23 protein-coding genes are annotated in these 23,715 nt (G+C 70.7%); all 23 read right to left on the bottom strand.

What is annotated here, in order from left to right; translation table 11 throughout:
• Window positions 1–2: 2 nt before the first annotated feature.
• Entirely contained in the window at window positions 3–1,235 is a 1,233-nt protein-coding gene (locus OHA37_RS32335; RefSeq protein ID WP_266910512.1) for an XdhC family protein, read from the bottom strand.
• Window positions 1,235–2,548, bottom strand: coding sequence for an IS701 family transposase (locus tag OHA37_RS32330; RefSeq protein WP_266910510.1), 1,314 nt, complete (start codon window positions 2,546–2,548; stop codon window positions 1,235–1,237). Before OHA37_RS32330 ends, OHA37_RS32335 begins: the two co-directional genes overlap by 1 nt.
• 72 nt (window positions 2,549–2,620) lie before the next feature.
• A complete protein-coding gene (locus OHA37_RS32325; protein ID WP_266910508.1) occupies window positions 2,621–3,268 on the bottom strand; it encodes a TMEM175 family protein in 648 nt (215 codons plus the stop codon).
• A gap of 100 nt (window positions 3,269–3,368) precedes the next feature.
• The gene (locus OHA37_RS32320; protein ID WP_266910506.1) at window positions 3,369–3,710 is read right to left on the bottom strand and encodes a nuclear transport factor 2 family protein; all 342 of its coding nucleotides are present in this window, start codon (window positions 3,708–3,710) and stop codon (window positions 3,369–3,371) included.
• A 12-nt stretch (window positions 3,711–3,722) separates the two neighbouring features.
• Window positions 3,723–5,243, bottom strand: coding sequence for an ATP-binding protein (locus OHA37_RS32315; protein ID WP_266910504.1), 1,521 nt, complete (start codon window positions 5,241–5,243; stop codon window positions 3,723–3,725).
• Complete coding sequence (locus OHA37_RS32310) at window positions 5,240–6,565, bottom strand: MFS transporter (protein WP_266910502.1); 1,326 nt, start codon at window positions 6,563–6,565, stop codon at window positions 5,240–5,242. The genes OHA37_RS32315 and OHA37_RS32310 overlap by 4 nt, the downstream gene beginning before the upstream one ends.
• Window positions 6,566–6,600: 35 nt before the next feature.
• The gene (locus OHA37_RS32305) at window positions 6,601–7,425 is read right to left on the bottom strand and encodes an FAD binding domain-containing protein (RefSeq protein WP_266910500.1); all 825 of its coding nucleotides are present in this window, start codon (window positions 7,423–7,425) and stop codon (window positions 6,601–6,603) included.
• Window positions 7,422–9,836, bottom strand: a complete 2,415-nt coding sequence (locus tag OHA37_RS32300) for a xanthine dehydrogenase family protein molybdopterin-binding subunit (protein WP_266910498.1) — start codon at window positions 9,834–9,836, stop codon at window positions 7,422–7,424. The genes OHA37_RS32305 and OHA37_RS32300 overlap by 4 nt, the downstream gene beginning before the upstream one ends.
• A 5-nt stretch (window positions 9,837–9,841) precedes the next feature.
• Window positions 9,842–10,375 carry a (2Fe-2S)-binding protein gene (locus OHA37_RS32295; protein ID WP_266910496.1) on the bottom strand — a complete coding sequence of 178 codons (534 nt, stop codon included), beginning with the start codon at window positions 10,373–10,375 and terminating at the stop codon, window positions 9,842–9,844.
• Entirely contained in the window at window positions 10,360–10,974 is a 615-nt protein-coding gene (locus OHA37_RS32290; protein WP_266910494.1) for an NADPH-dependent F420 reductase, read from the bottom strand. Before OHA37_RS32290 ends, OHA37_RS32295 begins: the two co-directional genes overlap by 16 nt.
• A gap of 38 nt (window positions 10,975–11,012) precedes the next feature.
• The gene (locus OHA37_RS32285) at window positions 11,013–12,497 is read right to left on the bottom strand and encodes an aldehyde dehydrogenase family protein (protein ID WP_266910492.1); all 1,485 of its coding nucleotides are present in this window, start codon (window positions 12,495–12,497) and stop codon (window positions 11,013–11,015) included.
• 110 nt (window positions 12,498–12,607) lie between these two features.
• The gene (locus OHA37_RS32280) at window positions 12,608–13,348 is read right to left on the bottom strand and encodes a type 1 glutamine amidotransferase domain-containing protein (protein ID WP_266910490.1); all 741 of its coding nucleotides are present in this window, start codon (window positions 13,346–13,348) and stop codon (window positions 12,608–12,610) included.
• A gap of 79 nt (window positions 13,349–13,427) precedes the next feature.
• Window positions 13,428–14,183, bottom strand: coding sequence for a MinD/ParA family ATP-binding protein (locus tag OHA37_RS32275; RefSeq protein WP_266910488.1), 756 nt, complete (start codon window positions 14,181–14,183; stop codon window positions 13,428–13,430).
• Window positions 14,183–15,442, bottom strand: coding sequence for a PP2C family protein-serine/threonine phosphatase (locus tag OHA37_RS32270; protein WP_266910486.1), 1,260 nt, complete (start codon window positions 15,440–15,442; stop codon window positions 14,183–14,185). The genes OHA37_RS32275 and OHA37_RS32270 overlap by 1 nt, the downstream gene beginning before the upstream one ends.
• On the bottom strand, window positions 15,424–15,888 hold the full coding sequence (locus OHA37_RS32265; RefSeq protein ID WP_266910484.1) for an ATP-binding protein: 465 nt from the start codon (window positions 15,886–15,888) through the stop codon (window positions 15,424–15,426). Before OHA37_RS32265 ends, OHA37_RS32270 begins: the two co-directional genes overlap by 19 nt.
• A 5-nt stretch (window positions 15,889–15,893) precedes the next feature.
• Window positions 15,894–16,205, bottom strand: a complete 312-nt coding sequence (locus OHA37_RS32260) for an STAS domain-containing protein (protein WP_266910482.1) — start codon at window positions 16,203–16,205, stop codon at window positions 15,894–15,896.
• 36 nt (window positions 16,206–16,241) lie between these two features.
• Complete coding sequence (gene glgX, locus OHA37_RS32255) at window positions 16,242–18,377, bottom strand: glycogen debranching protein GlgX (protein ID WP_266910480.1); 2,136 nt, start codon at window positions 18,375–18,377, stop codon at window positions 16,242–16,244.
• A complete protein-coding gene (locus OHA37_RS32250; RefSeq protein ID WP_266910477.1) occupies window positions 18,374–18,736 on the bottom strand; it encodes an STAS domain-containing protein in 363 nt (120 codons plus the stop codon). Before OHA37_RS32250 ends, glgX begins: the two co-directional genes overlap by 4 nt.
• 36 nt (window positions 18,737–18,772) lie before the next feature.
• Window positions 18,773–20,593, bottom strand: coding sequence for an AGE family epimerase/isomerase (locus OHA37_RS32245; protein WP_266910475.1), 1,821 nt, complete (start codon window positions 20,591–20,593; stop codon window positions 18,773–18,775).
• Window position 20,594: 1 nt separating this feature from the next.
• Window positions 20,595–21,059 carry a VOC family protein gene (locus tag OHA37_RS32240; RefSeq protein WP_266910473.1) on the bottom strand — a complete coding sequence of 155 codons (465 nt, stop codon included), beginning with the start codon at window positions 21,057–21,059 and terminating at the stop codon, window positions 20,595–20,597.
• A complete protein-coding gene (locus tag OHA37_RS32235; RefSeq protein ID WP_266910471.1) occupies window positions 21,059–21,709 on the bottom strand; it encodes a DJ-1/PfpI family protein in 651 nt (216 codons plus the stop codon). Before OHA37_RS32235 ends, OHA37_RS32240 begins: the two co-directional genes overlap by 1 nt.
• Complete coding sequence (locus OHA37_RS32230) at window positions 21,702–23,321, bottom strand: GMC family oxidoreductase (protein ID WP_266910469.1); 1,620 nt, start codon at window positions 23,319–23,321, stop codon at window positions 21,702–21,704. Before OHA37_RS32230 ends, OHA37_RS32235 begins: the two co-directional genes overlap by 8 nt.
• Window positions 23,322–23,332: 11 nt before the next feature.
• Window positions 23,333–23,713 (bottom strand): nuclear transport factor 2 family protein, encoded by a 381-nt coding sequence (locus tag OHA37_RS32225; RefSeq protein ID WP_323182380.1) that lies wholly within the window; start codon window positions 23,711–23,713, stop codon window positions 23,333–23,335.
• Window positions 23,714–23,715: the final 2 nt, after the last annotated feature.

Genomic DNA, 23,715 nt, shown 5'->3' with positions numbered 1-23,715 from the left:
TCTCACACGACCGGGAGTTCACACCGCCCCGGCCGATCGTCCAGGACATTTGGGGCCGGATGGTCGCTTCCTACGGGACCTTGGTCCTGCGGCCGGGCGCCGGCGGGGCGGCCCGGCCGGTGGACGGGGCCGTGGCTCCGGGCCAGCGGGAGAATCGTTCCCCCGTACCGGACGGCCGTGAACTCGGCGGCGATGGCGAGCGCGGTCTCCTCGGGGGTTCCCCCGCCGAGGTCCAGGCCGATCGGTGAGCGCAGCCGGGCCAGCGCGGCCGCCTCCACCCCCTGCGCCCGCAGCCGCCGCGCGCGGTCCTCGTGGGTGCGGCGCGAGCCCATGGCACCCACGTACCCGAGGGGCAGCCGCAGCGCGAGCGTCAGCAGCGGTACGTCGAACTTGGCGTCGTGGGTCAGGACGCACACGGTCGTACGGGAATCCAGGCGACCCGCCTCCCATTCCCCGGCCAGGTGCCGGTGCGGCCAGTCCACGACCACCTCGTCGGCGTCGGGGAAGCGGGCGGCCGTGACGAAGACGGGCCGGGCGTCGCAGACCGTGACCCGGTAGCCCAGGAAGGCGCCGATCCGGGTGAGGGCGGCGGCGAAGTCGATGGCCCCGTAGACCAGCAGCCGGGGCCGCTCGGCGGCCGATTCGACCAGCAGGGTCAGGGGCTGCCCGCAGAGCCCGCCCGCGGTGCCCAGCTCGGCGGTGCCGGTGCGGCCGGCCGCGAGCCAGCCCCGGAGCCGCTCGGCGGCGGCCCGGTCCAGCGCGGCGCCCCCGCCCAGGCGGCCCTCGTAGGAGCCGTCGGCGTGCACGGCGATGGCCCGGCCCAGCTGCTCCGGCGGCCCGCAGACCACCCGGCCCAGCGCGGAGCGGGCACCGGCGCAGGCCGCGTCGAGCACGGCACTGATGACGGGTCGCACCGGGTCGTGCCGGCGCACCGGGGTGATCAGCACGTCGAGGACTCCCCCGCAGGTCAGCCCGACCGCGAAGGCGTCGTCGTCGCTGTAGCCGAAGCGGTGCACGCCGCTGCGCCCCGAGGCGATCGCCTCCAGGCACAGCTCGTGCACGGCGGATTCCACGCAGCCCCCGGAGAGGGAGCCGAGCGCGGTGCCGCCGGAGTCGACGGCCAGGGAGGCGCCGGGGCCGCGCGGCGCGCTGCCGCTGACGGAGACCACCGTGGCCACGGCGAAGTCCCGTCCGGCGGCGCACCACGCGCGTAGCTCTTCGGCGATGTCGAGCATCAGCGGATGTACTCGCGGCGCGGGCTCTGCCCGGGGATGACCGGTCTCGGCGGCAGGACGGGGGGTCCGGCGGTGTGCGCGGCGGCGACCGGACGGGTGGGGGCGCTGCGGGCCGGGCCGGGGTACGGCTCGGGCTGTGCCGGGTGGGGGCCCCGTCCGCGCGCGCCGAGCAGCATCGCGGCGTGGGCGACGCTGGCGAGGGTGGCGTGGTGGTGCCAGCCGCGGAAGGAGCGGCCCTCGAAGTCCCGGATTCCGGCGGGCTCGCAGACCTCGGTGAAGTCGAGCGCGACCCGGTCGGTGAGCTTGGCGAGGAGGAACAGCTGCGCGAGCGGCCGGTCGCCGATGTTGGTGATCCAGAACTCCGAGGGCAGCAGGGCCGTCTCGGTCCAGGCCCCGACGAGCAGCAGCGGGGTGGGCGGGGCCGGCACGAGGCGGTCCTCACCGGGGCCGGCGAAGATGGCGGCCGAGGTGAGCAGGGTGACCGCTCCCTCGGCGCGGCCGTGCCGGGTCCATTCGACGACGCGCCGCTGGGAGCGCAGGGAGTCGATGAGCTCGCGGGCCGGCGCGGTGTGCGGGCCGGGCTTGTGCCGGCCGGCCCCGCCGAAGGAGACGGGCAGGGTGCCGTCCACTTTGAATACGAAGGGGATGTCCTGCATCGCGAACGACTCGATGCACTGCGGCAGTTCGCTGTTGGAGACTTCCATCACCACGGGCCTGCGCTGGAGTTGCCAGGTGGCGGCCATCCGCTGGACCGCGTGTACCGCGTCCTGGGCGGGGGTGAGCGAGCGTGCCGTGTCGGGGATCCCGGCCCGCCGGCGCCGCAGGAGTTCCGCCGTCCAGGGCCCGGGGAGGGTGAGGGTCCATTCGACGGGGAAACCGGCATCGCTGGAGGTGAGCCAGATCCCGCTGGCCTGCTGACAGTTGGCGGTGCGGCCGAGCTGCGGGACGAACTGCCGTCCCACGCCGACCGACCGGTCGCCGGCCTTCTCGATGACCATGGGCTGCACCACCCAGGCCAGCGGGCGCTGCGCGGTGCGTTCCAGGTGCTGGGCGAGGGAGCGCCGGACGGGGGTCCAGTCCCAGGGGGATTTGCTGATGAACTGCTGCAGGCTCTGCTCGACGGAACTGGCCCCGGTTCCGGCGATGTTACGAATTGTTTTCTTGCCGTTGGTCCGCACCAGGCCGTTCAGATATACGCGGGCCCAGTTTCGCTGGTCCCGCCGGGGTAACGACTCGAAGAAGAGCGAGATCAGTACGTCGATCAATTCGGAGATTTCCTTGGTGGATTCCTCCGGCAGAACTACGCGAGCCATCTGGGCCTCCCCCGCGACCAGCTAGATCCATTACCCTACTTGACCGCGGAGAACGGCCGTAGGTCCCGACGGCTACTTCCTGAGGTCGCTGGCAGATTCGAGCCGCTCTTCTTCTACCACGAGGGGGATGGGGATCTGGTTCGCCGCATAGTAGAGCGCGATCAGGAAGTGGGCGACGAGAGTGAGCGGGGCGGAGAAGAAGGCCAGGACTACGGTGCAGGGGTAGGCGATGGCACCCAGTCCGAAACGGACCCTGGTGGCCCGGGCGCCGTCCTTGTCCACCTGTTCGTGGAAAAGGTGCCCGACGCGGGTGACGTACCACCAGAAGGCCATGAACGCCAAGGCGTAGGCCACGGTGACGAGGCTGTAGAGGACGGCCGCGGCGTTGGCCGATCCCCCTTCTTCCATGAGGTGTTCGGCGAGCACATTGGTGGTGTACGGGACCACCGACACCACCATCAGCACCAGGAGGTTCAGGAACAGCAAAGGACGGTCGACCCGCTTGATGTGACTGAAGATGGTGTGGTGGTTCACCCACATCACTCCGATGATGAGGAAACTCACCACATAGGCGGCGTAGTGCGGCCACTGTTCCCGCACTCCGTGCCAGAAGTCGGATCCGGTTTCTTCCGGAACTTTCAGTTCCAGGACGAGGATCGTGATGATGACCGCGAATACACCGTCACTGAATGCCTCGACCCGGCCGGTTTCCGTTTCCATGACCTCCCCTTCACGCTTCTTGCATATATCTACGGCTCTCGCACATACGGGGAGGGCGCACATCCCGCCCTCCCCGCACACGCTACCCAGATTTCGGCAATCAGCCGCCGAATCCGGCGGTCTGCCGCCAGATCCGGCCATCACGGACGACGAGCGTTCCGAACGCGTGCTCCGGCTCGCCGTTCAGGTTCATGATCGCCCGGTAGAAGATGGTGTCGTCGGTCTCCACGTATTCCTGCAGCTCCACGAGGGTGGGCTTCACCGTGAGGTATCCGGTGAAGGTCTCGCGCACCGCCTCGATGCCGACGGAGACGCCCTCGAAGCGCAACAGCACGGCGTCGTCGGTGTAGTTCTTCATGACCGCCTCGATGTCCAGCGCGGCGAGCGCGTCCATCTGCCGGACGAACACGGGGTGCAGCGTGGAGATGTCGTACTTGGACATGTCGACTCCCTTTCAACTCTTCGATGGGGTGGGAACGGTGGGAACCATGGGCCCGGCCGGTACGGCGCAGGACGGATCGGTCCCGGACAGCGGCAGCCGGACGGTCATCCGGGTCTCCCCCGGGCGCGAGCGGGCCGTGATCGAACCGTGGTGGCGCTGGGTGACGATGCGGTAGCTGAGGTGCAGACCGAGACCGGTCCCCTTCCCCACGTCCTTGGTCGTGTAGAAGGGTTCGAAGATCCTCGGCAGCGATTGCTCGGGGATCCCCGAGCCGGTGTCGGCGATCTCCACCACCATGCAGACCCCTTCGACCCGGGCACGCAGGGTGAGGGTGCCGGCGCCTTCCATGGCGGCCGCCGCGTTGTCGACCAGGTTGGTCCACACCTGGTTCAGCTCGCTCGGATAGCCCGTCAGTTCGGGCAGGTCCGGTTCGTACGCGCGCACGATCCCGATCCCGGAGAGCTTGGCACGCAGCACGACCAGCGTGTTCTCCAGTCCGTCGGTGACGGCGAAGCGCTGCTCGGGGGCCCGGTCGAGATTGGCGTAATCCCGGGTGGCCGACACCAGTTGGGAGATCCGCGGACCGGCCGCCCGCAGCTCGGCTGCGAGCGAGCGGATCTCCAGGAGGGCCGCCAGGTGGTCCAGGGCCGCCGGCAGGGCCGGCTCGCCGACCCCCTCCAGCCGCTCCAGCAGCCCGCCCAGGTCCAGTCCGAGGTCGGAGACCCCCGAGCCGAGCAGCCCCGCCCGCTCCGCGCCGGCCTCCTCGGCCCAGTCGGCGATCTGCTCCTCCGCGTCCGCCTGGTCCAGCGGGTCGGTGACCAACGGCGGGGCCGCCTTGTCCAGTTCCTCGGCGAGCCGGTCGAACACGGAGCGCTCCGCGTCCGTGGCGGCCGCGCCCCAGACCTGGGCGGTCCGCGTGAGCTGGTCCAGGGCGGGCGCCAGTTCCTGCGCGGCTCGGGCCACCGCGGCGGCGGGGTTGTTCAGCTCGTGGGCGAGACCGGCCGCCAGGGTGCCCAGGGCTTCGACGGTGGCCCGTTTGCGGGCCTGGACCTCGGAGGACTTGATGCGCCAGGCCAGCACGGGGATCAGTACGGCGGCCACCCCGTGGCAGCGGGTCAGCATTTCGAAGAAGACCGGCTTCGCGTACGCCACCACGGTGGTGGCCGGACCGCTCGCCGCGGCCGTGGCCACGTACGACCCGTCCGTCAGCAGCGGCAGCTCGCCGGTGAACCGGTGCGCGGCCGAGGGCTTGCCGTCGTGGTCCTCGGCGGCCGCGCTCTCCTCCTCGGTGGAGTGCCGGGTCAGGACCTCCTCGCGGCCGTCGACGACCTTGGTGACCACGAGCCCCCCGGAGAGCAGCACGTGGAAGCCCGTGGCCTCCTCCCCGTCGCGGAAGAGGACCTCCCCGTCGGTGAGCACCCTCGGTTCGGAGACCGAGACCAGCCAGTCCAGCTGCTCCTCGGTGAGGCCCTCGAAGATCTCCAGCGCGCGCAGGGCGGTGCGCAGCGCGGCCGTACCCGGGTCCCCCGTCATGCGGTGCTCCCTTCCGTCCTGTTCCGGGCGGCCAGCCGCAGGGTGGCCACCAGGGCGAGCGTGCACACCGCGGCGACGGTGGCCATGAAGCCCACCGAGGTGCGGTGCAGCCCGTGGACATTGGTGAGCAGTCCGGCGAGCACCGCCGGCACGCTCATCGCGAGGTACGCGAACACGTAGACGGCGGCGGTCAGTTCGCCCCGGTGCGCCGGCTCGGCCAGCGCGCTGAGCGCGCGGAAGGAGCCGAGGAAGGCGGCGCCCCAGCCGGCTCCGAGCACGGCGGTGGCCGCGAGGAACACGGGGGCCGAGCCGAGCCCGAGCGCGAGGAGCACCAGGGCCAGCCCGCCGAGCAGGCCGGCCAGGCCGAGGACGGCCGTGCGCAGGGCCTCGGTGCGGCCCAGCAGGAGCTGGGCGGCGGTGGCGGCGCCCGCGAGGAGGGCCACGGTGGCTCCGCCGACGAGGTAGTTGGTGCTCCGGAGCAGGGAGAGGGCCAGGTGCGGGCCGAGCGAGAGGTAGAAGCCGCCGACCGACCAGACGGCCACGATGGTCAGGATCAGCACGGCGAAGCGGCCTCGCGCGGCGGCGGGGATGTGGATCCGGTGCGGGGCCAGCTTGAAGCGGCCCCCGGCCGCCGGACCCGGCGCGCCCTCCGCCGCCCGACCCGCCGCCGGACCCGCCGCCCGACCCGGCGCGCTCTCCGCCATCCGGGCCACGCCGATCAGCGAGACCGCGAAGGCCCCCACGAGAAGCAGGTAGGTCAGGACGGTCGGAGCGGGTGCGTACTGCACGAGCAGCCCGGCCCCGATGCCGCCGAGGCCGATGCCGACGGTCGGGCCGGCGCTGTTGACCTGGGCGCCGAGCGCCGGCCGGGAGCCGGGGCTGAGTTCCAGCAGGGCGGCGCCCATGGCCCCGGTGGCCAGGCCGACCGCCAGCCCCTGGACGGCGCGGGCGGCGAGCAGCAGACCGAGCCCCTGCGCCGAGGCGAACAGCCCCATGGAGACGATCGCGAGGACCAGCCCCGCGGCGAGTACGGGCCTGCGGCCGAGGGTGTCGGACAGCGAGCCGAACAGCAGGAGTCCGGCGAGCACGGTGACGGCGTACAGGGCGAAGACCACCGTGATCACGCCGGAGGACAGGCCCCATTCCTGCTGGTAGAGCACGTAGAGGGCGGAGGGGACGGAGGAGGAGAGCATCAGCAGGACGAGGACCGCGCCCACCACCCAGAAGCCGGAGCCTCCCGGTGCGCCTGCGGAGCCGGGGGCTGGACGCAAGGGGTCCCCCGTGGTGGTCGCGGACGGCGCGGTCCGTGCTGTCGTGGGCAACGGTTCCACTGCTTCAACTCCCCCGTCGTGGGCGGTCAGGCGGGTGCCTGCACGGCCCTCGTGAGCGCGCGGGCGGTGAGTACGCCCGCGAGGTGGCCGAGGTACTCGGCCGAGGTGCCGCGCCCCGGGACGAACAGCTCCCTGGGTTCGGCGCGGAAGGCCGCGAGCACGTTCTCCGTCGTGTACGGGCCCCCGCCGATCCGTTCTTCGACCCCGCGCAGTCGCAGGGCGCGGGCGGTGGCCCCGGTGACCGCGATGCGCGGCCCGTCGGGGGTGATCCGCACGGCGGCCGCGCAGACCGGGTAGCGGGTGGCCCGGTCGGCGGTCTTCTCGAAGGCGGCGCCGCCCGCGGCGGCCGGGACGAGCAGGGCGGTGATGACCGTGCCCGCCGGGACGCCGGAGGCGGCCAGTTCCTCGGCGGTGATCGTGGACGACCCGCCGGGACCGGCCAGTTCGGCCGTGGCTCCGGCGGCGATGGCCGCGACGGGAAGGTCGGTGGCCCGGCCGGTGGCGGCGAGGTTGCCGCCGGCCGTGCCGAGGTTGCGGACCTGGGGGTCGCCGTTGGCGCGGGCGGCGGCGGCGATCTCCGGCGCCCCGGCCAGCACCAGGGGGTGCGCGGCCAGTTCGGCCAGGGTGGTCATCGACCCGATCCGGATCCCCGCGGGGGTCCGCTCGATGCCCCGGAGCTCTTCCAGCCGGCGGACGTCGACGAGCAGGGAGGCCCGCTCCTCCCCGGTGCGCAGGCCGGGCAGCAGGCTCTGCCCGCCGGCCAGCACCCGGGCGCCGGGTCGGCCGGCCAGCAGGGTCAGGGCCTCGTCGAGGCCGACGGGGCGTACGTAGTCGAACTCGGTGAGGATCACTGGGCTTCCCCTCTCAGACGGCGCCAGACCTTCTCGGGGGTGACGGGCATGTCGATGTGCCGGACGCCCAGGTCGGACAGGGCGTCGACGACGGCGTTAACGACTGCGGCGGCGGGCGGCACGGTGGCGATCTCGCCCGCGCCCTTGGCTCCCAGCGGGTTGTGCGGGGAGGGGGTGACCGTCTTGTCGAGGGTGAAGAAGGGCGCGTCGATGGCGCGGGGCAGCGCGTAGTGGCCCAGGTCGCGGCTGACGAGCTGCCCGTCCGGGGCGTACTCGGCGTGCTCCATGAGGGCCTGGCCGAGGCCGTGCACGATGCTGCCCTCGATCTGCCCGAGGACGATCTTCGGGTTGCCGATGTTGCCCGCGTCGTCGACGGCGGTGTAGGCCACCACCTCGGTCTCGCCGGTCAGTTCGTCGATCTCGACGACGGCGACGTGCGTTCCGAAGGGGTAGTTGAAGTCCGGCGGGTCGAAGTGGGTGGTCTCGTCGAGGGCGGGCTCGATCTCGGGCGGCAGCCCCCAGCCGTACCACAGGGCCATCGCCAGCTCGGCGAAGGTCTTGGTGTTCTCGGTGTCGTCTTCGTGACCCTCCACGAAGACCTTGCCGTCCGCGTAGACGACCTTGTCCTCGGGGACGCCCAGGAAGACGGCCCCGGCCTTGACCAGCTTGCTCTTGATCTTCCGGGCGGTGAGGGCGATGGCCGGCGCGGCCATGCTGTAGGAGCGCGAGCCGTAAGTGCCCTGGCCGTACGGGGCTTTGAGCGTGTCCCCCTCGTACACCTGGACCTGAGCCGGGTCGATGCCGAGCTCGTCGGCGGCGACCTGCGCGAAGACGGTGCCGTGGCTCTGGCCGGTGGAGGCGGAGCCGACGGTGACGGTGACCTCGCCGGTCGGGTGGACGCGGATGTTCGCGCTCTCCCAAGTGCCGCCGAGCATGCCCTCCTTGGACATCCGGGTGGAGGGGCCGACACCGCAGATCGCCACGTAGGAGGCGATGCCGACACCGAGCCGTTTGCCGCGGGCGCGTGCCTCGGTCTTGCGGGCGGGCATGTCGGCGTAGCCCGAGAGCTCGATGGCCCGGTCGAAGTTGAGCTGGTAGTCGCCCGAGTCGTAGGTCCAGCCCAGGCCGTTGTCGTACGGGAACTTCTCCTTCGGCACCAGGTTCTTGCGGCGCACCGCCGCCGGGTCCATGCCGATCTCGGAGGCGTAGCGGTCCACGAGCCGTTCCATCAGGAACGCGGCCTCGGCGCGCCCGCTGCCGCGCTGGGCGCCGAGCGAGACGGTGTTGGTGAAGGCCGCGTAGACCTCGCAGAAGGCCGCGTCGATGTCGTACATGCCACTGATGGAGCGGCCCATCAGGGCGGTGGCGACGCCGGGGCCGATGGTGGAGGGGTAGGCGCCGAGGTTCGCGTAGCTCGTGCAGCGCACGGCGGTGATCCGGCCGTCGCGGGTGCCGGCCAGGGTCACGTGCTGGCGGTGGTCGCGGCCCTGGACGGTGGAGTTCATCAGGCCGGTGCGGGTGTCGACCCATTTCACGGGCCGGCCGAGCGCCTTGGAGAGCAGCAGGACCAGCGGCATGTCCGGGTACAGGTATCCCTTGGTGCCGAAGCTGCCGCCGACGGTCGGGGCGACGACCCGGAGCTTGTTGAAGGGGATGCCGAGGACCAGGGCGGAGAGCAGGAAGCGGTGGTTGTGCGGGCCCTGGGTGGAGGCGTAGAGCGTGTACTCGCCGGTGGCGGCGTTGTAGTCGCCGACCGCGCCGCGCGGCTCGATGGGGCTGTTGATGGTGCGCTGGTTGACGAGATCGAGCTCGACGGTGACCTCGGCCGCGGCGATGGCCGCGTCGGTGCGGTCCTTGTCCCCGCAGGTCCAGTACGCGTTCAGGTTGCCGGGGACGGCTTCGTGGAGCTGGGGAGCGCCTTCGGCGAGGGCCTCGTCGGCGCGGGTCACCGCGGTCAGCGGCTCGTACTCGACGGAGATGGCGGCGAGCGCGGCGGCGGCCTGGCGCGGGGTCTCGGCGACGACCACGGCAAGGGGGTCTCCGACGTGGCGCACGGTGTCGCCGGACAGCACCGGGCGGGAGCCGGGGAGTCCGTAGGGGTGGGGCGGGAAGTGGCTCTCGACCCCGCCGGGTATCCAGATGCAGGGCAGCGGCATGACGTCGGTGAAGTCGGCCGCGGTGGCCACCTTCAGTACGCCGGGCAGCTGCTCGGCGGCCTTGGTGTCGATGGAGAGGATCTTCGCGTGGGCCACCGGGCTGCCGAGGATCGCCATGTGGGCGGTGCCCGGCAGGTCGATGTCACCCACGTACGTGGCCTCGCCGCGCAGCAGCTGCGGATCCTCGCGGATGTCCAGCGGCCGTCCGAGCACGCCGCCGCCCTGGGGCGAGGTCTCCCCCGTCACTGTGGTCATCCCCGTCACCCCTCCTGTCCGGACGCGGCGGCGGCGGTGGCGGTGGCCGGCTGCGCCGGCGCGTCCTCGCGGGCCGCGGAGCAGGCGCGCTGCACTCCTCGTACGACGCTGTGGTAGCCCGTGCAGCGGCACAGGTTGCCGGTGAGCCACTCGCGGATCTCGGGCTCGGTGGGTGCCTCGCGGTCCGCCGTGTTGTCGACCAGTTCGCCCAGGGCCATGACCATCCCCGGGGTGCAGAAGCCGCACTGGGTGCCGTGCTCCTGGCGCAGGGCCTCCTGGAGGCCGCTGAGTTCACCGCCGGGGGTGGTGACCCCCTCGATGGTGGTCACCGCGGAGCCGGCGGCCGCCGCGGTGAGGATCAGGCAGCTCTTGACGGAGCGGCCGTCGAGCCGGACGACGCAGGTTCCGCACTGGCCGGTGTCGCAGCCGACCTTGGTCCCGGTCAGCCCGAGTCCGTCGCGGAGCCGTTCCACGAGCAGTTCGTTCGGCTGCGCCGAGAACTGCTCGGGTCTTCCGTTGACGTTCAGTGAGAGGTCCATGCCAGCGCCTGCGCTTCCGTGAGCGGCCGGTTGAAGAGGGGCCCGCCGGGCTGCTGGAGAATTCCTCCGGAGTGCAGCGGACCGGTGTCCACGGGAGCGAATCCGAGATCCGTGATGATTCCCGCGACTATTTCCTTGGCTTTCCCGTCGTCGCCCGCCGTGAAATGGGCCAGGCGCGGCCCCGAAGCGGTGCCGGCGACGGCGAGCGTTTCGAAATGCATGGTGTTCAGGGATTTCACGATCCGGGTCCCCGGATACCATTCGGCGACGAGTTCGCTGGACCCCCGGCCGCCGAGATCCCGGGGAGCGCCGGGGCCGTCGAACGCGTTGGTGGCGTCCACCAGCACGGTGTCCCGTACGGCTTCCTGCGCCAGCAGCCCCCGGACGCTGTCGAACGGCACCATCAGTACGAGGACTTCGGCCCGGGCCGCGGCCTCGGTGGGGTGCGCCGCCGAGGCCGCGGGGCCCAGCTCGGCCAGCAGGGCCCCGAGGCTCTGCGGGCCCCGGGCGTTGGCCAGCACGACCTGGTGGTCCGCCGCCACGAGGATCCTGGCCAGGGTCGATCCGATCCGGCCCGCGCCGATGATGCCGATCCGCATGGGGCTCCTCCAGGTGGTCTCAGTACGGGCGAGGGGTGTCAGTCCATTCCGATCCAGACCGACTTGGTCTGGGTGTAGCTCTCCAGGGACTCGGGGCCGCACTCGCGCCCGTAGCCGGAGGCCTTGTAGCCGCCGTAGGGCACGGCGGGGTCGTACTGGTTGTAGCAATTGACCCAGACGGTCCCGGCCTTGATCTGCGAGGCGACCCGGTGGGCGCGCCGCAGGTCCTTGGTGTGGACGCCGGCGGCGAGGCCGTACGCGCTGTCGTTGGCGATGCGCACGGCGTCCTCCTCGGTGTCGAAGGGGATGATCGACAGGACGGGCCCGAAGATCTCCTCCTGGGCGATCCGCATGGAGTTGTCGACGCCGGTGAAGATGGTCGGCAGGAAGTACAGGCCTTCGGACGATGCCCCGTCGGGGGTCCAGCCGGTGCCGCCGACGCGCAGCACGGCGCCTTCCTTCTCGCCGACCTCGATGTACGAGCTGACCTTGTCGAACTGGCCGCGGTGGGCGAGCGGTCCGAAGAGGGTGGCCGGGTCGCGCGGGTCTCCGGGCAGCAGGGCGGCCGCGCGGGCCACGAGCCGTTCGACCATCTCGTCGTGGATGGGGCGGTGGAGCAGCAGCCGGGAGCCGGCGGTGCAGATCTCACCCTTGTTGTAGTAGATGCCGAAGAAGGCGAGTTCCTCGGCGGCGTCGAGGTCGGCGTCGGCGAAGACGATGTTGGCGGACTTGCCGCCGAGCTCCATCGTCACCTTCTTCAGGGTGCCGGCCGCCTTGCGGATGATCGACTGGCCCACGACCGTGGAGCCGGTGAAGGCGATCTTGTCGATGCCGGGGTGGCCGGTGAGGGTCTCGCCCAGTTCCACGCCCGGACCGGTGATGACGTTCAGCACTCCGTCCGGAATCTCCGCCTCCTGGAACAGCTCGGCGATCTTCAGGGCGGTGAGCGGGGTGGCGGGCGAGGGCTTGTGGACCACCGTGTTCCCGGCCGCGAGGGCCGGGGCGATCTTCGTCATCGACAGGAGCAGCGGGAAGTTGAAGGGGGTGATGGCGCAGACCACGCCCAGCGGTTCGCGCAGGGTGTACGCGAGCTGCCCGCCGGCCGGGGCCCGGGAGGAGCCGTCGACCCGGGTCACGGCGCCGGCGTAGTAGTGCATGAGCTGGGCGGCCATGGGGGCGTCGACCGTGGAGGAGAAGGCGAACGGCTTGCCCATGTCCACCGTCTCCAGCAGGGCGATCTCCTCCAGGTCGCGCTCGATGAGCTCCCCGACCCGGTTCAGCCGCAGCGCGCGTTCCTGGGCGGACAGTCTGCTCCAGGGACCTTCCTCGTACGCCGTGCGGGCGGCGGCCACGGCCGCGTCCGCGTCGGCGGCGGCCGCCTGGGCCACCGGCACGATCTCCTGGCCGTCCACGGGGCTGATGTCCGGTTCGGTGCGGTGGTCCTGGGCCGGAACCCACCTGCCTCCGATGAACAGTTTCCCGGGGTTGGCCAAGGGCTGGTCGCTGAGCGCGCGCTTGGTCATGGCTGTGGCTGCCTTCCGGTTTCGGGTGCGAGGGGCTGAGCGCTTGGGGGCGTCTTGTCGATCGGGCCGGATCAGGGAGCGGGGTCTGATCGGCAAGACGCCCCCTACGGCTAGCCCTGCGCGAGCTGACGTAAGAACGTCTCCGCGAGGGCTTTGGAGGAGTAGGGGTTCTGGCCGGTGGTGAGCTTGCGGTCCACCACCACGTGCGAGTCCCAGATCGCTTCGGCCTTCTCGTAGCGGGCGCCGAGCCGGGTGAGTTCGGCCTCCAGGATCAGCGGGAGGCGGCCCGCCATGTTGGTGACGAGCTCCTCGCTGTGGGAGAAGGCGGTCATCCGGTAGCCCGCGAAGGGCCACTGGCCCTCGCCGTCGCGCAGGGCCAGCAGGGCGGTGTGCCCGTGGCAGACGGTGGCCAGCGGCTTGTCCTGGGCGATGGCCCAGCGCAGGATCTGCGCGAGCTCGTCGGACTTGGGCAGGTCGCCGATGGCCCCGTGGCCGCCGCTGATGTAGATGCCGTCGTAGTCGGCGATGTCCTTCTCGCCCAGGGTCTCCAGGGCGATCGGGTTTCTCAGCTGCGGGGTGGTCTCTATGACGCGGCTGTACTCCCGGGCACTGGCCGTGTCCGTGTCCGCGGAGCCCTGGGGGCGGACCCACTGGAGGAACTGGGGGTCGACGCTGGTCTGGTCGACCGTCGGGGCCTCGCCCGCGATCGTCGCCACGTCCACGGTGTGGCCCGCGTTCTTGAAGAGGGTGTAGGGAACGGCGAATTCCTCGGCCCAGAAACCCGAGGGGTGTTGTTCCCCGTCCAGCAGATGAAGCGTGGCCTTGGCCGTCATGACGACGAGAATCTTCATGACTCTTCTCCTCTATCTGGCTGCGCTGGATTCGCTGCCGATTCAACACGCCCCCCGCTAGGGGCGTAAGGGGGAGACGTCAGGCACGTGATACTTCGTCACGTGCGTCCAACGCCGAGATGATGGTGCGGAATTCACCGACCAGGGGGTGGTCGGGATGGGCCTCGGAGAAAATGCGTTCCCCGTAGAGCGCGGCCATTTCAGGAACGTAGGGCAGGATTCCGGCCAGGGGGGTGCGGTAGACCTCCTCGGCCCGACGCCGGGCGGCCGCCCGGTCGATGCCCTCGGGCGCCATGCTCATCACCAGGGTCCGCCGGCAGGCGAGCCGGCCGGTCAGGGCGATGGTCTCCTCGACTCCGAGGAGGTCGATGCGGTCGGCCCGGGCCATGATCAGGAGCACGTCCGCGCTCGCCATCGCGGTGACCGACTCGTTGTTGAGCCCGGCGTGGGTGTCGAGGAGCAGGACGTCCAGGGCGTGGTGCAGGGCCAGCCGGTCGAAGCCCTCGGGCAGCAGCCCCACGTCGTATCCGGTGGTCATGAGTTCCCGCAGGGCCGCCGTCCCCGTGCGCGCCGGGACGACGTACAGGACCCCGCGGCCGCAGCCCGTGACGACCTCCTGGGCGGCGGCCTCGATCTCGCACCGGCCGAGCAGGTAGTCGGCGAGCGAGGGGCCGGGGCCGAGCCGGAAGAGCAGGTCCAGGGTGGGCGACTGGATGTCCGTGTCGATCACCCCCACCCGGCGCCCCTCGCCCGCGAGGAGCAGGGCCAGGTTCGCCAGTACCGAGGACTTTCCGGTACCGCCGCGGTACGAGTGCACCACGATGGTCCGGGTCATCAGGCCACGACCTGGCGATCGGCCCCGCCCGCGTGCGGCCCCCGCGCCGCGCGTGGCCGGTGCAGGGCCAGCATGGTGACGTCGTCGTGCTGTTCGGCTGTTCCGGTGTGTTCGCGTACGGCCGTGTCCATGCGCTGGACCACCTCCCTGCCGCTCACCGGAGGACCGGAGAGCAGCTGCAGCATCCGCTCGTCGCCGAGGAAGCTGCCGCTGGGGCAGCGCGCCTCGGGTACTCCGTCGGTGAACACGAAGAGCGTGTCACCCGGGTTCAACTGGGCGTAGCCGAGCGTGTACACACAGTCCGGGAGCACCCCGACGGCGGGGCCCGTGACCTCCAGCGTGCGCGGCTCGCCGCCCTCCGCGTCCAGCAGCAGCGGCGGGTTGTGGCCGCCGTTGATGTAGACGAGGGATCCGGTGAGCGGGTCGAGCACCCCGAAGAAGAGGGTGGCGAAGTAGCCCTGCCGCAGGTGGTTGCGGGTCAGGTAGCCGTTGGTGGCGGTGACCGCGTTGAGCAGCGGCGTGGCACCCACCACGGGGATGCGCCGGCTGTTGCCGGTGCGGCCGGCGGCCACCAGGTGCTGGAGGCCGCTGTTCTCGGCGGTGTGCCGCAGCAGGGAGCGGATGAGCGCCATGAAGAGCGCGGCTCCGACCCCCTTGTCGCAGACGTCGGCGACGACGAAGGCCAGGCGCCGGCCGCGGGAGAGCTCGAAGACGTCGTAGAAGTCCCCGGCGACCTGCCGGGCGGGCCGGAAGCACACGTCGATCTCCCAGCCTTCGGGGACCGGCAGCGATTCCGGCAGGAAACCGGCCTGGATCTCGCGGCCGATCTCCAACTCCTTCTCGTAGCCCATCAGTTCGGCGCGGGCGTCGGCTTCGCGCAGGGTGCGGCCGAGTCCGGCGCGCTCCGAGCAGCTGTGCAGCCGGGCCCCGACGAGGGCGGGCAGGAAGGGCGGTACGAGGTAGTCGTGGCCGATCCGGACGTGTTCCTCCAGGGCGGCGAACTCCGTCACGGTCCAGACGACCACGATGGGGGCCCCGGCCCAGCGGCGCAGCCGGCGCACGGCGGTCCGTACGGCCTCTCCGTCGGCCCGGGCCGGGGCGAGCAGTACGTCCGCTTCGGGCAGCTCCTCCAGTGGGCCGGCCAGTAGTTCGGCCAGCGTGCGCGGGACGAGTGCCGCTCCCATCTCCTCCAGTGCTCCGAGGAGTTCGAGGGGTGGTGGCGGGTACTCGTCGAGGATGATCACGGTCGTGGAGGGCATGGGTCAGTCCCCTCAGCCATCACAGTCAGCGTGCTGATGTTGCGGCCGTCCCTGCGTACGTAGTCGAACTCGTCCACGCTGGTCAGTGCGAGGTGGATGCCGAGTCCGCCGATCCGGCGCCGCTCGGGGGCGGTGTGCGGTTCGGGCGGCAGTCGCCCCTGGACCGGGTCGAAGGCCGGGGCTCGGTCCTCGATGGAGATCTGCACCCGGCCCGGCCCGGAGCGGCCCCGGACGGTGATCCGTCCGTCGCCGCCCCGGTACCCGTGCATCACGATGTTGGTGGCCAGCTCGTCCACGGCCAGCCGGATCCGGTACGAGGCGCCCTTGCCCAGGCCCGCGCTCCCGGCCAGCCGCAGGACGAGCGCGGCGATGTCGCCCAGTGCCCCCAGGGTGGCGGGCACGTGCAGCTCGGCGGACATCCTCGCCGTCTTGACCGCCTCGTCCATCGGACTCAGTCGTCGGAGAGGACGACGCTGCGGTCGAGACCGGCCGTCCGGATGGTCCGGGCGACGGGCTCGATCGCGCCGACCACCTTGATGGTGACGTGCTCCCCCACCTTCTGCTGGGCGAAGACCAGGGAGCGCAGTCCGGCGCTGGCCATGTAGCCGACTCCGGCCATGCGGATCTCGACGGTGCTGGTGCCGTGGCCGGCGGCCTTCTCGATGGTCTGGTGGAAGTCCGGCGCGGTCTTGGCGTCCAGTTCGCCCTCCAGCTCGATCACGGTGGTGTCGCCCTCGATGCTCAGGGACACGGAAAGCGGCATGTCAGGTCTCCTTCGGTGCGTGGACTGGAGCGCGGTCTAGAGCTCGGCGTCGGGCGTGCGGCCGACCAGGATCACGACCGAGCGCGGACCGATCAGGTACTTGCCGGCGTTCTCCAGTTCGAGTTCGGCGCCGGGGGTGCGGATGTCGTACGGGGCCTCGGCCCCGGTGTCCGCGAACAGGTGCCAGCTGCGGCCGCCGGGGAGGGCGGGCAGTTCCAGGTCGTGCGCTTCCCAGTGGGAGTTCATGGCCGCGTACACCACGTCGTCGTCACCGGTGCCGCAGCGGGCCACCGCCAGCAGCCGGCTCTCCGCCGACCAGTCGGGCTGCCAGGCCCGCTCCCCGTGCCAGCTGATGTCGGGCAGACCGAGGGTGTCCCGGAGCTGGCCGGTGGGGTGGGAGGTGGAGCGCAGTTCGCGGTGGCGCCTGCGGAAGGCGATCATCTCCCGTGTGAACCGGAGCAGTTCGGAGTTCTCGTCGACCTGGCTCCAGTCGAACCAGGACAGTTCGTTGTCCTGGCAGTACGTGTTGTTGTTTCCCTGCTGGGTGCGCGCCACCTCGTCGCCGGACAGCAGCATCGGGATGCCCTGACTGGTGAAGAGGACGGCCAGGGCGTTCTTCATCTGGCGCAGCCGCAGCGCGTTGACCCCGGGATCGTCGGTCGGTCCCTCGGCCCCGCAGTTCCAGCTCGCGTTGTCGTTGCCGCCGTCGTTGTTGCCCTCGCCGTTGGCCTCGTTGTGCTTGTCGTTGTACGAGACCAGGTCGGCCAGGCTGAAACCGTCGTGCGCGGTCAGGAAGTTGACCGATGCCGAGGTCCCGCGGGTGGAGTAGAGGTCCGGCGAGCCGGCGATGCGGGTGGCGAGTTCCCCGGTGATCCCGGGGTCGCCCTTGAGGAAGCTGCGCACGGTGTCGCGGTACTTGCCGTTCCACTCCGCCCAGCGGCCGTACGCCGGGAAGTTGCCGACCTCGTAGAGGCCGCCGGCGTCCCAGGCCTCGGCGATGAGCTTGGTGTGCCGCAGCACCGGGTCGTAGGCGAGCAGTTCCAGCAGCGGCGGGTTGGGCAGCGGCGTGCCGTCCGCGGAGCGGCCGAGGATGGCCGCGAGGTCGAAGCGGAAACCGTCGATGTGGTAGTCCGCGACCCAGTGGCGCAGGCAGTCGAGGACGAAGTTGCGCACGACGGGGTGGTTGCAGTTGACGGTGTTGCCGGTGCCGCTGAAGTTGAAGTAGTACCCCTCGGGCGTGAGCATGTAGTACGTGGCGTTGTCGAGCCCCTTGAAGGAGATCGTGGGGCCCTGCTCGTTGCCCTCGGCCGTGTGGTTGAAGACGACGTCGAGGATGACCTCGATGCCGGCCGCGTGCAGGTCCTTGATCAGGGTGCGGAACTCGTCGCCCTGCATGCCGTAGCGCCCGGTGGCCGCATAGCCGGCCTTGGGGGCGAAGAAGGAGACGGTGTTGTAGCCCCAGTAGTCGAAGAGCTGCTCGCCCGTCTCCGGGTTGGTGCGCGGGTTGTCGCTCTCGTCGAACTCGAACACCGGCAGCAGCTCGATGCAGTTGATCCCGAGCTCCTTCAGGTACGGGATCTTCTCCCGCAGCCCCGCGAAGGTGCCGGGGGCGGTGACCTGCGAGGAGGGGTGCCGGGTGAAGCCGCGCACGTGGGTCTCGTACACGACGAGGTCCTCGGCGGGGATGCCCAGCGGGGTGTCGTCGCCCCAGTCGAAGTCCTGGAGGCAGACGCGGGAGCGGTACTGGTAGCCGCGGCTGCGGTCCGGCTCCACGCCCCACACGTCGCGGCCTGCGATCAGCCGGGCGTACGGGTCGGAGAGCACCTGGCGGGCGTCGAAGCGGTGGCCGGTGACGGGGTCGTAGGGTCCGTCGGCCCGGTATCCGTACTCGATGTTCTCGTGGTCGAGGCCGAAGACCGTCATGGCGAAGACGCTGCCGGTGCGGAATTCCTGGGGGAACTCCAGCTCGGCCATCGGCTCGGGCTCTCCGCGCTTGTAGATGACCAGGGTCATGGAGGTGGCCTGGTCGGAGAAGACGGAGAAACTGACCCCGCCCGGAACCACGTTGGCCCCGAAGGGGAACGGTTTGCCGGCGCGCACGCGGTACCCGCCCACCTCGTGGGTCGGGTACGCGTCGACGCGCAACACCTGTTCGGACGCCGGCTCGCTCATCGCGCGGCCTTGGCGGCCGTCTTGGCGGCGGCCTTGGCCGCCGCCGACTCGGCCTCGCCGGTGGAGAAGAAGTCGAGGAAGCCGGTGGCCGACATGACGAACCGGACTTCCTCGCTCACCCCGTAGAGGGTGACGGCGACCCCTGCGTGCTGGGCCTCGCGGTAGACGACGAGCAGGGTGCGCAGCCCGGCGCTGGAGACGTAGGTGACGGCCGTCAGGTCGATGCGCAGCGGCCGGCCCTCGCGGACCAGCGGCAGCAGGCTCTGCAGCAGCGATCCGGAGGTCTCACTGTTGATCTCGCCGGTGGCGACGAGCACGGTGCCCGCCTTGTTGCGGCGTTCCTTCACGTTCAGGGTCATTGCTTTCCCCTCTGAGTGGGGCGCCCCCGTTGAGCGCTACTGGGCGGTCGGGCGAAGCCGGACCTTGACCTTGACCCGGCCCTGTACGTCGGGCAGCCGGACGGTGAGCGCGTCGGCGTCGAAGTCCGTGTACGGCTTCTCGTCGATCTCGACGGACGCGATCCGCACCGAGCCGGCGGGGAGCAGGTCGGGCGAGACGCGCAGCACGCGGTCGGGCAGGTTCGTCGGGTCGGGCTGGAAGTGGAAGTCCATCTCCCGGCCGTTGATGAGCAGGTTGTTGTAGACGGCGGACAGGTAGCAGAGCTCCGCCGAGTGGTACATGGACATCGAGTGGCTGCCCTTGAGCCGCTCGGTCCCGAGCAGGTACGGGGTCCCGCTCGCGAGCACGTTGAAGTAGACGGCGCCCTCGTCGTGGTCGAGGAAGAAGGTGTTGTAGAAGGCCTGGGCCTGCCGCGCCTCGCGCAGGTTCGCGTCGCCGCCGACGGTGCCGTTCAGGATGAGGTAGGCGAGGATCGCCTGCTCCTGCTGCCACCAGGCCTTGCGGTCGTGCCAGGCGAAACGATACGTCTCCTCGCCCCCCGACTTGACGCGCTCGACCACGTCGTACCAGCCGCCGCGCTGCACGTCGCTGCCGACGGCCGGCATGATCTCGCCGATCTTGCGGGCCAGCTCCTCGTAGGCCGGCTTGGCCTTCAGCGAGTTCATCCGCATCAGGTTCCAGGCGATCTTGAGGTTGTGGCCGACGACGGCGCGGTTCTGCTGCCAGCTGTGCGCGGTGTCGTGGGACCAGTCGCGGAAGAAGCGCTCTTGGACGAAGGGGCTGTTCTTGTAGTCCGGGAACTTGTCCGCGATCGTGTCGAAGGTGTACTCCAGGAAGTCCGCGTAGCGCTGCTCACCGGTCGCCAGGTACAGGTTGATCAGGTACGCGGGGGCGTGGTCGCCGACCGAGTTCCAGTTCTTGCGCTCCGCGTTCTCCCCGAGGGACTCGTGGTCGGCGCTGAAGAGGATCGGGTCGATGTGCGAGTAGTAGCCGCCCTGCTCCGGGTCCTTGAAGAACTTGTCGAAGAGCCGGATGGTGGCGTCCGCGTCGTTCTTGATCCGGATGTCGCCGGTGACCCGGTAGGTCTGGATCGGGCCGGCCAGGGCGTAGATCTGCTCGTACATCGGGATCGCGTCGTAGTCGTCGGAGAACTCCGAGGTGAACAGCTTGCGTTCGCTGTCCCCGTCGACGCTGATGCCGTGGTACCAGAAGACCACGTCCTCCTCACTGTCCACGACCCGCATGTGCTTGCGCAGGTACTCGGTGCCCCGCTCGGCGACCTCCAGGTACTCGTCCTTGCCGGTCAGCAGGTAGGCCGAGGCCATGCCGTAGACCAGGCGGGAGATCGTGTCGGTCTCCTGGACATGACTGGCGGTCTTGTCGCCGCCGAGCCGGATCTCGGTGCGGTACTCGGCGAAGTCCACCGGCCCGTCGCCGAACTGCGCCCGCTTGTAGAAGTCGGCCAGCGACTCGATCTGCTTGATCCACCAGCTGGGTTCCTCGAAGCGGTAGTCCTCGGCCCCGCGGCCCAGGAACACCAGGCGCTTGGCCTCGAAGCGGCCGCCCTGCTCGGGGTAGTGCACCCCGTAGACGTAGAGGAACCGTCCCGGCGAGAGCATCTCGTCGATGTGCCCGGAGGCGTCGATGTACGGCTCGTCCAGGTTGCGGACCAGCTCGGCGCTGGGGTCCCCGGCCAGGGAGACGTCGAACTCGCGGCCGTCCGAGGTCTTCAGCCTCAGCAGCCGGGTCCCGGAGTCGAAGCGGCCGACGTAGCCGGCGATCGTGTCGGAGAAGGAGAAGCTCACGGCGTCCGCCATGTCATGCACCGTCCTTGTCTTCGTGGTCGTGGCCTTGCTCGCGGCCGTACTCCCGGCCGTGCTCGTCCTCGAATCCCTGGCTGACCTCGACGATCACCCCGTCGGGATCGCGGACCCACACGGTCCGCCACCCGCAGATGAAATCGTCGAAGTCCAGTGGCCCCAGGGTCACTTCGGCCGCATCGCCGAGCGTGGCCAGGAAGCCGTCCACGCTGTCGGTCTGGAAGGCCAGGTGCCGCATCCGGCCCGGCGCCGCCGGCCCGTCGTGCTGAGCCGTGTCGGCCGGTTCGGTGCCCGCCGCGAAGAGCTCCAGGTACACGTCGCCCTGGCGGAGGAAGATGATCGATGCGTCTCCGAGGTCGACCACCCGGGCCCGGGCGAAGCCCAAGTACCGGGTGTAGAAGTCCTCGGTGGTCTTCTGGTCGGCGCAGTTCAGGCCCACGTGCGACCAGACCATCGGGGCCATCAGCCGGTGCCCCGCGCGTCCCGGGCGTCCTGCGCGCCCTGGGCGCGCCGCCCGCCCCGGTCGGCGGCGATCAGCTCGATGATCCGGCGGGCGAACAGGTGGTGGTGGGCGCCGGTGCGTCCGGTGACCAGGTCGCCGTCGACCACCACGTCCTCGTCCACGTACTCGCCGCCCATGTTCCGGACGTCGCCGATGAGGTTGTTGTGGCAGACGACCTTGCGGCCGCGGATCTTGTCCGGGATCGAGGCGGCCAGCCACATGCCGTGGCAGATCACCGCCTTGAGGACGGTCGGCTCCTCGAAGGCCCGGCGCAGCAGCTCCGTCGCCGGCGCCAGTACGTCCACGTCCTCGGTGTACCGCAGCCGGTCGGCCACCATGCCCGAGGGCACGATGATCGCCGCGTACCGGCGCAGCTCCTCGTCGCTCAGCCCCTCCAGGGACCGGGTCGCGGTGAAGGGCGCCCGGTACTCGTGCCCGGAGAAGGTGATGGAGTCGTTGCCCCACAGCCGGGTCAGGAAGTCGACCTCGGCTCCCTCCTCCGCGAACCGGCGGCCGTAGTAGAAGATCTCCGGCTCGTAGAAGTCGCTCTCGATCAGGACCGCGATCCGGGTCCCGGTCAGCGCACCCTCGCGCAGGACCACTTCAGACACGGGACACCCCCTTCAGGAAGTCCGCCGCGCGCTCGGCGATCATCGCGATGGCGGTGTGGCAGTTGCCCGACGGGACGGCGGGCATCACGCTGGCGTCGACGACGCGCAGGTTCCGTACGCCGTGCACCCGCAGTTCGGGGTCGACGACGGAGAGGTCGTCGATGCCCATGCGGCAGGAGCCGGCCTGGTGGTGGTAGCTCTCCGACTTCTGCTTCACGAAGGTGCGCAGGTCCTCGTCGGACACGTAGCCCGGTCCGGGCTGGAGCTCCTGCTTGTACCAGGGCGAGAAGGCGGAGGTCGCGAAGAGCTCCCGGGCGGTCTTGACGCCCTGGACCATCCGCTCCAAGTCCCAGCGGTCGCCCAGGTAGTTCGGGTGGATCAACGGGTGGGCCAGCGGATCGGCGCTCGCCAGCTTGATCCAGCCCCGCGAGACGGGACGGACGACACCCGGCAGGATGGACACCGTGTTCGGATGGTCCTGACCGACGATCACGTCGAACGGCACGTGCACGAAGGCGATCTGCAGGTCCGGCGCCGGCAGCCCCGGCCGGGACGAGAGGAACAGCGCGCTCTCCGACAAGTTCTGCGCGGGCGGCGGCAGTTCCTGGGTGACCTCGGCCATCAGCCCGGTCAGTACGTGGTTGTGGAAGTTCTCGCCGACCCCGGGCAGTTCGGCGACGGTCGCGATGCCGTGCTCGCGCAGCTGCTCGGGGTGCCCGATCCCGGAGAGCAGCAGCAGCTTCGGCGATTCGATCGCCCCGGCGGCCACGATCACCTCCCGGCGGGCCCGTACGGTGTGCGGCCCGGGCTCGGGAGCGGTGCTGTGCCCGTCGCGCACGGTCCGGCCGGCGGCGTCGCTGTCCGAAAGCGTGGCGGGGGCCTGGAGCTGGACGTACTCCACGCCCGTGCAGGTGTCCCCGTCGAAGAGCAGCCGGGTGCTCTGCGCACTGGTGCGCAGGGTCAGGTTGGAGCGGTCGAGGGCCGGCTCCAGGTAGGCGGCGAGGACGCCCTGGCGGCGGCCGTCGGCCACGTCGATGTGGTGCCAGCCGGTGCCGAAGAGACCGCGCCGGGGCCCGTCGGTGTTGAAGTCGGCGATCTCCTCGTGGCCGAGCTCGACGGCGGCGTCGATGAAGGCGCGGGAGACCGGGTTGGGGCCGTGCCGCCCGGCGTGGGTGATCCGCTGGGGCCCGCGGGTGCCGGTGGTCGGCGCGGTGGCGTCCTCCTGGCCCTCCAGCAGCGAGAAGTAGGGCAGTACGTCCTCGTGCGCCCAGCCGGCCGCGCCCTGGTAGGCCCAGTTGTCGAAGTCCGAGGCGTGGCCCCGGATGTGCATCATGATGTAGAGGTTGCTGCTGCCGCCGGGGGCCTTGCCGCGCGGCTCGTACGTGCGGCGGCCGTCCAGCCCGGGCTGCGGGACGCTGGTGTACCCCCAGTCGACGGGCCCGCCGAGCAGCTTGTACCAGGAGGACGGATCGTCCACCTCGGGAGGGATGCGGCCCGCTCCCGCCTCCAGGACCAGGACGCTGACGTCCGGGTCCTCGGAGAGGCGGTTCGCCAGGACGCTGCCGGCGGTGCCGGATCCCACGACGATGTAGTCGTACTCATCCACGGCCATCGCGCGCCCCCTCAGCCCTGGCCGAGCACCTGGAAGGGAACCGTGTCGTGGTGGTTCGCCATGTAGGCGATCTTTCCGTCCACGATCCGGAAGAAGTTCATGACCTCGGCCTCGATCTCCTCCCCGGAGGGAGTGACCGCGGTCAGGTGGGAGACGGCCGCGGCCTTCTCCCCGTCGACGAGGAAGTGCACGGGCTCGTTGCGGAAGACCCGGTACATGGTCCCCATGCCCTTCATCATCGACCGCAGCGTCTCCAGTCCCTCGATGTGGCCGGCGAGCTGCTCGTCCATGACCTGGTCCTCGGCGAACAGGTCGCACCAGCTGTCCCAGTCACCGGCGTTGGCGTACTCGTAGTACTTCTGCAAGATCTGCCGCGCGTCCATGGCGCTCATCC

Origin of the sequence: Streptomyces sp. NBC_00335, from assembly GCF_036127095.1 — a bacterium.
Lineage (GTDB): Bacteria > Actinomycetota > Actinomycetes > Streptomycetales > Streptomycetaceae > Streptomyces.
Note: the sequence above shows the minus strand (reverse complement) of the source record. Positions and strands in the feature narration are given on the sequence as shown.